The sequence below is a fragment of the bacterium genome (genome assembly GCA_035691305.1).
GTDB lineage: Bacteria > Sysuimicrobiota > Sysuimicrobiia > Sysuimicrobiales > Segetimicrobiaceae > DASSJF01.
The window spans coordinates 91,307-103,270 of the sequence record DASSJF010000082.1; the positions used below are offsets into that span (position 1 = coordinate 91,307).

At 69.7% G+C, this 11,964-nt stretch carries 12 protein-coding genes; 8 read left to right on the plus strand and 4 right to left on the minus strand.

Features of this window, described 5'->3' with window-relative positions; all coding sequences use genetic code 11:
- Positions 1-7: 7 nt before the first annotated feature.
- Positions 8-1,600: an ABC transporter substrate-binding protein gene (locus VFL28_15915; protein ID HET7266150.1), complete on the plus strand. Its 1,593-nt coding sequence runs from the start codon at positions 8-10 to the stop codon at positions 1,598-1,600.
- A gap of 7 nt (positions 1,601-1,607) precedes the next feature.
- On the opposite strand, the gene VFL28_15920 is transcribed toward VFL28_15915, so the two are convergent.
- Positions 1,608-2,348, minus strand: coding sequence for a PIG-L deacetylase family protein (locus tag VFL28_15920; protein HET7266151.1), 741 nt, complete (start codon positions 2,346-2,348; stop codon positions 1,608-1,610).
- A 28-nt stretch (positions 2,349-2,376) separates the two neighbouring features.
- On the minus strand, positions 2,377-3,375 hold the full coding sequence (locus VFL28_15925) for a C-terminal binding protein (protein HET7266152.1): 999 nt from the start codon (positions 3,373-3,375) through the stop codon (positions 2,377-2,379).
- A gap of 175 nt (positions 3,376-3,550) precedes the next feature.
- Between VFL28_15925 and VFL28_15930 the strand changes: the two genes are divergently transcribed.
- Complete coding sequence (locus tag VFL28_15930) at positions 3,551-4,741, plus strand: DegT/DnrJ/EryC1/StrS family aminotransferase (protein HET7266153.1); 1,191 nt, start codon at positions 3,551-3,553, stop codon at positions 4,739-4,741.
- Between the two features lie 9 nt (positions 4,742-4,750).
- Here the strand turns inward: VFL28_15930 and VFL28_15935 are convergent, their stop codons facing one another.
- Together VFL28_15935 and VFL28_15940 are read right to left on the minus strand one after the other, a co-directional pair.
- Positions 4,751-5,728 carry an asparaginase gene (locus tag VFL28_15935; GenBank protein HET7266154.1) on the minus strand — a complete coding sequence of 326 codons (978 nt, stop codon included), beginning with the start codon at positions 5,726-5,728 and terminating at the stop codon, positions 4,751-4,753.
- 2 nt (positions 5,729-5,730) lie between these two features.
- Positions 5,731-6,495 carry an IclR family transcriptional regulator gene (locus tag VFL28_15940; protein HET7266155.1) on the minus strand — a complete coding sequence of 255 codons (765 nt, stop codon included), beginning with the start codon at positions 6,493-6,495 and terminating at the stop codon, positions 5,731-5,733.
- A 188-nt stretch (positions 6,496-6,683) separates the two neighbouring features.
- Here VFL28_15940 and VFL28_15945 point away from each other — a divergent pair, with 188 nt between their 5' ends.
- The 6 genes from VFL28_15945 (at position 6,684) to VFL28_15970 (ending at position 11,913) form a co-directional block, all read left to right on the plus strand.
- Positions 6,684-7,487, plus strand: a complete 804-nt coding sequence (locus VFL28_15945; protein ID HET7266156.1) for an SDR family oxidoreductase — start codon at positions 6,684-6,686, stop codon at positions 7,485-7,487.
- A gap of 152 nt (positions 7,488-7,639) precedes the next feature.
- Positions 7,640-8,854, plus strand: coding sequence for a pyridoxal phosphate-dependent aminotransferase (locus VFL28_15950; GenBank protein ID HET7266157.1), 1,215 nt, complete (start codon positions 7,640-7,642; stop codon positions 8,852-8,854).
- A gap of 90 nt (positions 8,855-8,944) precedes the next feature.
- Entirely contained in the window at positions 8,945-9,148 is a 204-nt protein-coding gene (rpmE, locus tag VFL28_15955; protein HET7266158.1) for a 50S ribosomal protein L31, read from the plus strand.
- 106 nt (positions 9,149-9,254) lie between these two features.
- Complete coding sequence (gene prfA, locus VFL28_15960) at positions 9,255-10,274, plus strand: peptide chain release factor 1 (protein ID HET7266159.1); 1,020 nt, start codon at positions 9,255-9,257, stop codon at positions 10,272-10,274.
- Entirely contained in the window at positions 10,271-11,242 is a 972-nt protein-coding gene (prmC, locus tag VFL28_15965; protein ID HET7266160.1) for a peptide chain release factor N(5)-glutamine methyltransferase, read from the plus strand. Before prfA ends, prmC begins: the two co-directional genes overlap by 4 nt.
- A complete protein-coding gene (locus VFL28_15970) occupies positions 11,239-11,913 on the plus strand; it encodes an L-threonylcarbamoyladenylate synthase (protein ID HET7266161.1) in 675 nt (224 codons plus the stop codon). The genes prmC and VFL28_15970 overlap by 4 nt, the downstream gene beginning before the upstream one ends.
- Positions 11,914-11,964: the final 51 nt, after the last annotated feature.

An 11,964-nucleotide genomic window follows, 5' to 3' on the forward strand; every position in this document is an offset into this window, starting at 1 on the left:
GAACGGAATGATCTCAGCGGCTCCGACCGGCGCGACGCGCCGGGTGTTTGCCCTGATCGCGGCTTTGCTCGGCGTGGGTGTCCTGCTGACGCCGGGCGTCCGGCCCGCCTGGACCGCCGAGAGTCCGGCGCTCGTATGGGGGCTCGGTGGGGATCCGAACAGCCTCGACTATCCGGCCACGTACAACGGGGAGGCCGGTCCGGTCGTTACGCAGATCTTCAACACCCTGGTCCGAATGAAGGCGGGCGGTACCGCCCTCGAGCCCGACCTCGCAACCTCCTGGACGGTCTCGCCGGACGGCCGGACGTGGACGTTCGCCCTGAGGCAGGGCGTGATGTTCCACGACGGCACGCCCTGGAACGCCGAGGCGGCCAAGTTCAATGTCGACCGCTGGGCCGACCCGCACAATCCGTATCACGGCCAGGGCGTCGACTTCGCCTATTGGAACGACTTCATGGCGAAGGGCGTGGATGAGGTCCGGGTCACCGGGCCGTACACGCTGCAGTTCGTCCTGAAGACGCCGCTCGGACCGCTGCTCAACAATCTCGCGATCCCGGCGTTCGACTTCGCCAGCCCCGCCTCACTGAGGCAGTTCGGCGCGGACGGGGCGGGGACGCATCCGGTCGGCACCGGACCGTACAGTTTCGTGGACTGGTCGCGGGCCGACCACATCACGCTGCAGGCCAACCCCCGGTACTTCCGCGCCGGCCTGCCCCGGCTTTCCCGCGTCGTCTATCGGATCATCAAGGACAACTCGGCGCGCTATCTCGCCCTGAAGGCCGGCGAGATTCAGGCGATGGAGTTGCCGGATCCCGACAGCGTGCAGGCCGCGGAATCGGATCCGGCGCTACGGGTCGGGCCGCGGCCCGCGTTTGGCACCGGGTGGCTCCAGTTCGACCTGCGTGATCCGCTGCTGCGGGACCGCCGCGTACGGGAGGCGATGGCCCGTGCGATCAACAAGACGGCGATCGTGCACGCATTGTACGGCAAGTTCGGCGAGGTGGCGGACCAGATCATGCCGCCGGTGATGTGGGGCCGTTCACGAAACGTGCCGGTGTATCCGTACAGCCCGGACGTCGCGCGAAAGCTGCTCGCCGACGCCGGATACGCCAACGGCGTCGCGCTGGACTTCTGGTACCTGCCGGTCAGCCGGCCGTATTTCCCCGACGCCAGGTCGATTGCGACGGCGATCGCGAACGATTTCGGGAGAGTCGGGATCCGCGTCCACTTGGTGACGGAGGATTGGGCCGCGTATCGGAAGGACCGCCTGACAAAATTGCCGCTGTGGATGTACGGGTGGATCGGGGATACGGGCGATCCGGACGACTGGTTCAGCTTCTATTTCAGCGGCCACGACGACAGCGCGATTCATTCGTACGACAACCCGAAGGTGTTCGCGCTCATCGCCCAGGCACGGTCCCTCGGCAACCCGGCCGAGCGGGGGAGGCTCTACGCGCAGGCCCAGAATTTGATCGCGCAGGACATTCCGCTGATTCCGATCGCCCACGCGGGCGTCCCGATTCTGATGAGCCGGCGGGTCGACGGGCTGGTGCCCCAGCCGGACGGGAACGAGCGGCTCGAGACCGTGACGATGCGCTAGCCGCGGGCTAGGGGAAGAGCCGTCCCTGCCACGGCGTGAGGCGCTGGAACGCCTCGGCGAACTTGATGCCGGGGTCGCCCGCGATGTACGCCGCCTGCGTGCCGCGCTGCTGCGACCGCGTGCGGTAGCGCTCCACGTGGTACGGCTGCGCCCGGAACTCCGCGGTGGCGCGCATCTTCACATCCATCACGTCCGTGATGTCGATGAAGTGGTCGGGGACGAACCCGGTCATCTCCGTGAGCGGCTGGGTCGGCTCGCACGCGAAGATCTGGGTCGGTGACAGGACCGGGAGGTCCGGCTCGACGCCGGCGAGTCCGGTGTAGTACGCCGCTTCCATCGTCGCCGCATATGCCGTCGTGTGGTCGGGATTGTAGGGTTCCTTGGCCGGGTGTGTGATGATGACCCGCGGTCGAAACGTCCGGATCTCGCGAACAAGCCGCATCAGCCGCTCGTAGTCGAAGGTGAGCGGCTGGTCGCGGTAGTCGTAGAAGACCAGTTCGACGCCCAAGATCTCGGCGGCCGCGCGCGCCTCCGCGCGGCGAACCTCGGCGACCTCGTCCTCCGTCGTTTTGCCCTGGCGTGCCTTCCAGAACTCGTTGGACTCGCCGCGCGCGCCGGGGCTGACGACGACGACGCGGACGTCGGCGCCCGACGCGGCGTACCGGGCCAGCGTTCCTCCCGCCCGCACGCAGAAATCGGCGGCGTGCGCGCTGACGCACAACACGCGGTCCTTCATCGCTTTAGCCACGATCGTTCCTCCTCCGCGGTAGCGGTCCTCAGCGGGCCGGCCGCTCGAGCACCTGCCGGTTCACGAGAAACGCGGGGGGCCGGCCTTCCATCGCCTCGACGACCTGCTCGGCCGCGTCGCGCTGCATCTGCTGGATCGATTCTTCGGAATAGAACCCGATGTGCCCGGACACGGTCACGTTGGGCAGCGCCAGCAGCGGATGATCCGTCGGCAGCGGTTCCGCCGCGAACACGTCGAGCCCGGCTCCGGCCAGGCGCCCGGAGCGCAGCGCGTCGATGAGCGCCGGCTCGTCCACGACCGGGCCGCGGGAGGTATTGACGAGGAGAGCACCCGGCTTCATCCATCCGAGCGCTTCCCTCGAGACGACGCCCCGTGTTTCGTCGGTGAGCGGCAGGTGAATCGATACCAAGTCGGCCTCGGCGAGGCACGTGCGGAAATCCACCGGGCGGACGCCTTCCTCGCGGAACACCGACTCGCTCAGGTACGGATCGTAGGCAATGACGTTGAGGCCGAGCGCCTTCCCTTTGCGTCCGGTGGCCCGGGCGATGTTGCCGAATCCGAGGAGGCCGAGAGTCCGCCCCGCGATACGGTGGAGCGGCACGATCGGCTTGATGTGCCAGGCCCCGCCGCGGACTGCCCGGTCCGCGGCGACGATCTTCCGGGCGGCCGCAAGCAGCAGGGCGATCGCGTGCGACGATACCTCGTCCACGGCATACCGCGGTCCGTTGGTGACCCAAATGCCGCGTTCCGTGGCGGCGGCGACGTCGACCCGGTCTACACCCGTGCCGTAGTGCGCGATGATCCGGCAGCGGGTGAGCCGCGCGATCCGCGCGGCGTCCAGGACGCCTCGGGAGTGCAGAACGGCGTCGATCCTCGGGGCCACTCGGTCGAACGCCGCGGGGTCGTCCATGTCAATCGACTCGAGCCGGACGCCTTTGGCCTCGAGGATCTCGCGTTCGACCCGGATGTCGTACGACGGCAGGCGCCGGGACTCCGTGCGAATGCAGTACCACGGCGTGCTGGTCACCTCAGGCACCGTCCTTGCCGCTGTCCACCGTTGGGCGGGTTCTGGAACTGATATGTTGAAACCGAGGTTGGAGCGTGTCGTGCGCGAAACGGTGTTTCAAAGTACGCAGGACTTCGGTGCGAGGCACCTGAACCCTCTTGGGGCCGTCCACGATCGCGCACCGCGGGAGGGTCGCATGACCACTCGGATCGTCGCGTTCCGGCCCGTCGTCGACCAGGAAATGAAAGATGCCGCGTGCCGGGTGCTGGATTCCGGCCACTACATCCGGACGTCTCCGTACGAGGCATCAGAGGGCAAGGCCCTGGAAGAAGAGTTCGGCGCGTTCCTCGCGGCGCCCGGCGGGCCGCGTCCGCACGTCGCCAACGTCGCCAACGGCACCGCCGCGATGCACCTCGCGTGGCTCGCCCAGGGCGTCGGCCCGGGCGACGAGGTCATCATCCCGTCCAACACGTTCGTCAGCGTGGCTCACTGCGTGTCTCTCGTCGGCGCCCGGCCGGTGCCGGTCGACGTCGAGGCGGACATCTACAATATGGATCCGGCCTCGGCCGCGGCGGCGATCACGCCGCGCACCCGTGCCATCATGCCGGTGCACACGGCGGGGCATCCGGCGGACCTCGATCCGATTCTCATCCTGGCCCGGAAGCACGATCTGCTCGTCATCGAGGACGCGTGCCAGGCTATCGGCGCGCGCTACAAGGACCGTTCGGTCGGAACGTTCGGCGAGATGGGCTGCTACAGTTTCGTTCAGAACAAGGCGATGACGTGCGGCGGCGAGGGCGGAGCCGTCGGGTCGTTCGACGAGGTGCGGGTGCGCCGCGTCTTCAATCTCGCGAATCACGCGCGCGGGGAGCAGTTCCACCGCGGCCGTGACGACGAAACGGTCACGACCGCCCACGACGAGGTCGGATTCAACTACCGGCAGTCGGAGATTCTCTCCGCCATCGCGCGGGTGCAGCTGCGCCGGCTTCCGGCGTGGATCGAGCAGCGCCGCCGCCGGGCCGGCGTCTACCGGCAGATGATCGCGGCGCGGGACCTGCCGATCGACCTGCCGGGCGAGCGGCCGTGGGCCCACCACTCGTACGTCCGGTTCGAGGTCCGCGTGCGCGAGCGCGAGCGGCCGGCGCTGCGGCGGTATCTCGACGAGCACGGCATCCGCACGCAGGTGCACTATCCGACGCCGATTCACCTGGACACGCCCTACCGTGAGCAACTGGGCCTGCGCGAGGGGGCGCTTCCGGTGAGCGAGCGGCTCGCCCGCGAGATCATGACGCTGCCGCTGTATCCGCAGATGACCGAGGACGACGTCGCGTACGTCGTCGACCACCTGCACGCCTTCTTCCGGGGCCGGAAGTCGGCGACCGCCTGAACGGCTGCGCTACTGCCACTCCGCGTGAAATAGGGCGCGAATCTCTTCCCGCGGGAGGCCGGCGCTGAGCAGCGCCGTGAGTTTCACTCGCGCCTTGAGTCCCGACGTGCCCGTGAAGATCATGCCGAGCGACAGGAGGTGCGCTTCCGCGCCTTCGTGCCTATATGTGTCGCGGTGGAGCCGACCGGCGCCGTAGGGGTTGGCTACGACCACCGTCGTACCTCGGCCCATCGCCCGGGTCAGCAGGGCCACCTGCGCCGCGCTCAGCCGGCCGGACTCGACGACCACGCCGTCGGCCTCCCCGTCGACGGCCGCGCGCAGCAGCATGTCGCTTGAGTCCGCGGCGGAGGGGATGCGCTCCACGCGGGCAGTCAGGGCCGGGGGCATCACCGCCCGGATCCGCGAGAACGGCCGCCGCGCGTAGAAGACGTAGTCCTCGTCGACGGCGCCGAGCGGACCGAACTCCGGGGACTGAAACGCCGCGGCGTTCGCGGAGTGCGTCTTCGTTACGTCCCGCGCGCAGTGAATCGCCCCGTTCATGACGACCAACACGCCGAGGCCTCGGGAGCGGTCGCACGCGGCGACTTGAATCGCGTTCAGCAGATTGAGGGCCCCGTCCTCGCTCGGCAGCGTCGGGTTGCGCATCGCGCCGGTGAATACGATCGGCCGGTCCTCGCCGAGCGTCACGTCGACGAAATAGGCGGTCTGCTCGAGGGTGGCGGTCCCGTGCGTGATGACGACGCCCGCGAGATCCGGATCCGAGAGCGCGGCTTTAACCCGGCGGGCGAGGCCGAGCATGTCGGTGAAGCGCATCGCGTTGCTCGGGATCGCCAGCCACGGGTCGACGTCGCACCGCGCGTAGGCGGCCGCGGGGATGCGCGCGAGCAGATCCGCAGGCCCGAGGGCCGGCTCGACGGTGCCTGAGGCTCGCCGCGCGCCGGCGATCGTGCCGCCGGTTGTGACGACGAGGACCCGCGGGAGCGCCACTGCTACACGAGGTAGCCGAGGCGGCCGGACAGTTCGTACGCGGCGTCCTGGAGGAGCCGCGCGCGCTGCTCGATGTCCTCCTCGCGGATTTGGAAGACCGACCCCGACAGGCTCAGCGCCGCTTCGACCGTGCCGGACGGCCCGCGCACGGGCACGCCGATGCAGCGAATGCCGGCGAGGAACTCCTCCTCGTCGATGGCATAGCCGCGCTGCCGGGTGCGCCGCAGCTCCTGCGCGAGCGCGGCCCGGTCCGTGATCGTGCGCGGCGTGCAGGCCGCCAGATCGTCGGCGAGGATGCGGTTCACCTGGTCCTCCGGCAGAATGGCGAGCATCGCCTTGCCGAGCGCCGTCGCGTGCGCCGGAGCGCGCCGGCCGAGCGGCGTGTACATCCGCGCGCTCTTGGGGCCGTCGATGCGCGCGATATACATCACGTGCTGCTGGTGGAGGATGCCGAGGTTCGCGTTGCAGCTCGTCGCGGCGGTGAGGCGCTCGAGCAGCGAGATGGCCTGCTTGCGGATCTCGAGCTGGTTGAGCGCGGCGCCGGCGAGAATGATGCCCTGGAGGCCGAGCCGGTACTTCTCGGTGCGGGGATCCTGCGCCACGTAGCCTTCGGCCGCGAGCGTCGAGAGAATCCGGTAGACGGTACTCTGGCTCGTCTTGAGCCGCTTGCTCAGTTCGATCACGCCGATCTGGTTGCCGTCTTCCGCTAGCAAATTGAGAATGTCGATCGAGCGCTTGACCGTTTTGACGGAGTCGGATTTCGGCATTGGTCCCCCCGTGCGCCGGACGGATCTCCGGCCCTAGTAGCCGTTTCACCTTCCGAAATGAAATCCCCTTCCAATCCTGGCGTTTCTGGAAACACCACAGGCAGGAACCGAGATTTTGGCCACCAAATACGGAACGTCGTTTTTCTTCCCACGCGCAGAGCGTCCGCGAAAGGGGTGACCGCACGGGCATGGGACTGTCGGCACGTCTCCCTACCCTGGAACTTTTCTCGCTCGCGGGCCGGGTCGCGATCGTGACCGGAGGCAACCGGAACCTCGGGTTGGGGCTGAGCCGCGGCCTCGCCGGTGCGGGCGCCCACGTCCTGATCGCAAACCGGGACGCAGGGAGCGGCGAGGCGGCGGCCGAGACGCTCCGCCGGGAAGGGTGGAGCGCCGCCGCGTGCGCGACCGACGTGAGCGATCCCGCGGCGTGCGAGCGGATGGCCGCGTTCGCCGCGGACCGGTGGGGCGGTGTCGACATCCTCGTCAACAACGGGGCCGTGCGCGTCGACAAAACGGCCGTCGAGCACACCGCGGCGGACTTCGACTGGATCATGGGCGTCAACGTCCGCGGGCTCTTTCACGCCTGTCAGGCGGTTTACCCGCACATGCGCCGGCAGCGCCGGGGACGCATCGTCAACATCGGGTCGATCTCCGCGCGCAAGGGGATGGCGCGCCGCACGTCCTACAGCGCCTCGAAGGGAGCGGTGATTGCGCTCACGCGCGGCCTCGCGGTGGAATGGGCCGCGGACGGCATCACCGTGAATTCGATTTCGCCCGGATCCATCGCGTCGCCGGACCGGCCGGCCGACCCCGCATCGGCCCGCTACAAGATGACGCTCGATCTCATCCCGCTCGGGCGGGTGTCGAAGGCCGAAGACATCGTCGGTCTGTGCGTCTTTCTCGCCTCCGACGCGTCCGCGTACCTGACCGGCCAGGACGTGCTCATCGACGGCGGCTGGTCGCTCGTGATGCGCCCGATGTCGATGCCTTAGGAGGGTGGGCGACTATCTCGTCTTTCTGCGATGCGCAGTGCCGGCCGCCTTCCGTTCGGGCGTCAAAGGCGTGACGGACGACAGCGGGTGGTGCGGGGACTACTCGACGATCGGCACGGCATAGGCCGACACCGGTACCGGGAGGGAGAGCGTTGAGCGTCTCGCAAGACCGTTCCATGGCCGCGCGCGCGTCCAAGCGCGTCGCCGGTGTGCGCTCAGGCGAGCGCGAGCGGCTGCTCGCGCTCGCGCAGGGCCGTAAGGGCGTCGTGTCGCTTGGGCGCGGCGACCCCGATCTCCCGACGCCCGCCCATATCATCGAGGCCGCGAAGCGCGCCCTCGACACCGGCGCGACGCACTACACGCACTGGCAGGGGCGGCCGGACCTGCGCGACGCGGTGGCGGAGAAGTGCCGGCGGGACTACGGCGCCGAGGTGAGCGCCGCCCAAGTCGTCATCACGGCCGGTTCCCAGGAAGCCGTGTACGTCGCCTTTCAGACCCTGCTCGATCCCGGCGACGAGGTGCTGCTGGCCGACCGGCACTATACTTCATACTCCCGCGCGGTGCGCCTGGCCGGCGGCGTGCCGGTGTTCCTGCCGACGCGTGAGGAGACGGACTTCGTCATCGACCCGCGGGATGCGGAAGCCCGGATCACCCCCCGCACGAAGCTGCTCGTGGTCGTGACGCCGGACAACCCGACGGGCGCCGTCATTCCGCCGGCGGTGATCGCGGAGCTCGGGCGCATCGCGCTCCGCCACGATCTCATGGTGATCGCGGACGACATCTACGAGAAATTCGTCTACGAAGGTCCGCCGCACGCCAGCATCGCGGCGGAGCCGGGCCTCTTCGGCCGCTCGATTGTGATCAACGGCTTCAGCAAGACCTACGCGATGACGGGATGGCGCATCGGCTACATGGTGGTGCCCGCGGAACTCGTTCCGGCGGTGGAGATCGTGAAACACACGTTGACGATCTGCGCCCCGGCGGTGTCGCAGGCGGCGGGGCTCGCGGCGCTGACCGGCCCGCAAGAGTGCGTCACGGAGATGCACGACATCTACGCGACGCGCCGCCGGATCCTGCTGGAGGGGTACGAGCGGCTGGGCATGGGAGGCCGGTGGTCGCGCGGCGCCTTGTACGTCTATCCCCGTGTTCCGGATGCGGGCCTGACTTCTTACGAGTTCTGCGTGAAGCTGCTGGAGCAGGCAAATGTGCTGGTGTTTCCGGGTACGGGCTTCGGCAGCGGCGAGGGATACGTACGCACGACGCTGCTGCAGCCGGAGGCGGTGTTGAACGAAGCGGTGTCGAGGATGTCGGCCGTGCTGCCCGCACAGCCGGGGAGTGGAGGGGAGCCGCAGGGACGCTCCCGGTAACCGGTGCGCGTTGCGCAAGCTGTCCAGCCGTGATAAAATGCTGGTCGTTGTTCTTCGGCCTGTCCCATCGAAGACGCCAAGGAGTCCGCCATGAAAACCGGCATTCATCCCAATTACCGCCAGACCACCGTCACGTGCGCCTGCGGCGAGACGTTTACGACCGGGTCCACTCGAGAGAACATCCGGGTCGAGATCTGTTCGAAGTGCCACCCGTTCTACACCGGGCAGCGCAAGTTCGTCGACTCCGAGGGCCGCGTGCAGAAGTTTGCCAAGAAGTACGGCCTCAAGATTTAAGCCCGCGTCCGACGTCGCGCCCGCTCCGCGGGGGGTCTGAGTGCGCCAGGAGTATCTCGCACGGCTCGCCGCGCAGGAGTCCCGCTATCAGGAACTGACCCGCGCGATGGCCGATCCGTCCGTGCTCGGCGACCCGGCGCAGTATCGCCGGGTCGCTCGGGAGCACGCCGGCCTCGCCGAGATCGTCGACGCGTTCTCCGAGTACCGCCGCGTCGGCCGCGAGCTGGAGGAAGCCGAGCAACTCCTTCGCACCGAAACCGATCCCGAACTGAAGGCGCTCGCAGAGGCTGAACGCGCGGCGCTCACCGCGCGGCGCACCTCGCTCGAACAGCAACTCGAAGCGCTTCTGCTCCCGCGCGACCCCCGCGACGAACGCGACGTCATCATCGAGATCCGCGCCGGCACAGGCGGCGAAGAGGCGGCGTTGTTCGCCGGCGACCTCGCGCGCATGTACGGGCGCTACGCGGAGCGCCGCGGCTGGCGGTCCGAGATCCTGTCCAGCAACCCCACCGGCCTCGGCGGCTTCAAGGAAGTCGTGCTCGGCATCGAAGGGCGCGGCGCCTACAGCCGGCTCAAGTACGAGAGCGGCGTCCACCGCGTGCAGCGCGTCCCCGCGACCGAAGCCAGCGGCCGGATCCACACGTCCACCGCGACCGTCGCCGTCCTGCCGGAGGCCGAAGCGGTCGACATCGTCATCCGGCCGGACGAGCTGCAGATCGACACCTACCGCGCCGGCGGCGCCGGCGGCCAGAACGTCAACAAAGTCGAAACCGCCGTCCGCATCACGCACCTTCCGTCGGGGCTCGTGATCGCGTGTCAGGACGAGCGGTCGCAGCATCAGAATCGCGAGAAGGCGATGCGGATTCTGCGCGCGCACCTGCTCGAGCAGGCGATCGAGAAGCAGCACGCTGAGATCGCGGAGGCCCGCCGGAAGCAGGTCGGCTCCGGCGAGCGCAGCGAAAAGATCCGCACCTACAACTTCCCTCAGGACCGAGTAACCGACCACCGCATCGGCAAGACGGTGCACAATCTGCCGGACGTCCTCGACGGCAACCTTGACGATGTCATCGAGTCGCTCGCCGCCGCGGACCGCCTCGAAAGTCTCGCCGCGTCCGCGGGGTCATGACGCCGCATCGGAGCGGGCCGGCCGCCCCGCGCGCGGAGCGGCCGGGTCTCGTCGCGGGCGAATTCGCCTCGCGTGAGGAGGCGCACGCCTGGGGCCGCGCCCGCCTGCGCGACGCCGGATTGGACGTGCGCGCCGCGTGGGTGGAGGCCGACCTGCTGCTCCGGCACGCCGCGGGCCTGACGCGGGAGGAGACGCTGCTGCGTCCCCGCGCGCCGGTCGGCGATGCGTCCGGGGCCGCGTACGCGGCCCTCATCGCCCGCCGGGCGGCGGGTTGTCCGTCGGCATATCTCGTCGGACGCCGGGAGTTCTGCGGACTCGCGCTCGACGTCGATCCGCGCGTCCTGATCCCCCGTCCGGAGACCGAGCGGCTGGTGGAGGTCGTCGCGGCCGCGCTCGCGGCGCGTCCGGCTCCGCTCGTCGTCGACGTGGGCACGGGGAGCGGAGCGATCGCCCTGGCGCTTACGCACCTGCTGCCGGGCGCGCGCGCCGTCGCCACCGACGTTTCGCGCGGCGCGCTCGCCGTCGCGCGCGGGAACGCCGAGCGGCTCGGCCTCGCTGGCCGCGTTACCTGGCGGTGCGGCGACGGCCTCGGCGCGCTCGCCGGGGTGGTGCCCGCCGCCGGCGCCGACGCTCTCTGCGCCAACCCGCCGTACGTGCCGAGCGCGGACGTGGACGCGCTGCCGCGAGAGGTTCGCGACCACGAGCCGCGGGCCGCGCTCGACGGCGGCCCGGACGGCCTGGGCGTTCACCGACGCATCATCGCGGGGGCGGCGTCGTATCTCAAGCCGGGCGGCCTCTTGGCGCTCGAGACCTGCGCCGAAGGGCACCAGGCTCGCGCGGTCGCGGCGCTCATCGCGACGGGCGGCGGGTTCGCTCCGGCGAGGATCGTCAAAGACTACGCGGGGCTCGATCGTGTTGTCGTCTCGACGCGGCTGGCGGCGCCCGCGGGATCGGGGGACACTCCGTGATCAGGGGACACCCGGCGCGCCCGATGCAGGTCATCGGCGTCCATCCGGCTTCGCAGGATGTGCCGCGCCAGGCGGTACGCGCGCTGCTCGACGGCGGGCTCGTCGCGTTTCCGACCGACACATACTACGCGCTCGGGGCGTGCGCCCTGGACGGCGTGGCGGTGGCCCGGGTCTTTGCGGCGAAGCGCCGCCCGGAGACGGAACCGCTGCCCGTCTTTGTCGCCGACACGGGCCAGTGGCGGATGCTCGTGCCGGAGCTGCCGGAAATCGCGCTGCGGCTGGCGGAACGCTTCTGGCCGGGCCCGCTCACCATCGTCTGCCGGCGGGCGCCGCACCTTCCGCCGCTGCTCGCGGGCGGCGGCGATACCATCGGCGTACGCCTGCCGGGGTCCGTCCTCGCGGCCGCGTTGTGCCGCGCCCTCGGCATGCCCGTTACCGGCACCAGCGCCAACACGCACGGCAACTCGGCGCCGGTGACCGCCATCGAGGTCGGCATGGACCTCGGCGGCCACGTGGACCTGATCCTCGACGGCGGCGCGTGCCCCGGGGGCCATCCGTCCACGGTGATCGATATCACCCGTACGCCGCCGCTGATCGTCCGCGCCGGCGGGGTGTCCGCGGACGAACTGCGCGAGGTGACGGGCCCCCTGGCCGAACCGGCGCAGGCCTAGGCGGCGGCCCACCGAATCTTGAGTGAACGTCCTCCCGAGCGATCATCCTCG

Coding starts and splice junctions, on each gene's coding strand:
- VFL28_15915 (HET7266150.1), top strand. CDS start 8: ATGATCTCAGCGGCTCCGACCGGCGCGACGCGCCGGGTGTTTGCCCTG.
- VFL28_15945 (HET7266156.1), top strand. CDS start 6,684: ATGGGACTGTCGGCACGTCTCCCTACCCTGGAACTTTTCTCGCTCGCG.
- VFL28_15940 (HET7266155.1), bottom strand. CDS start 6,495: ATGCCGAAATCCGACTCCGTCAAAACGGTCAAGCGCTCGATCGACATT.
- prmC (HET7266160.1), top strand. CDS start 10,271: ATGACGCCGCATCGGAGCGGGCCGGCCGCCCCGCGCGCGGAGCGGCCG.
- prfA (HET7266159.1), top strand. CDS start 9,255: ATGGCCGATCCGTCCGTGCTCGGCGACCCGGCGCAGTATCGCCGGGTC.
- rpmE (HET7266158.1), top strand. CDS start 8,945: ATGAAAACCGGCATTCATCCCAATTACCGCCAGACCACCGTCACGTGC.
- VFL28_15930 (HET7266153.1), top strand. CDS start 3,551: ATGACCACTCGGATCGTCGCGTTCCGGCCCGTCGTCGACCAGGAAATG.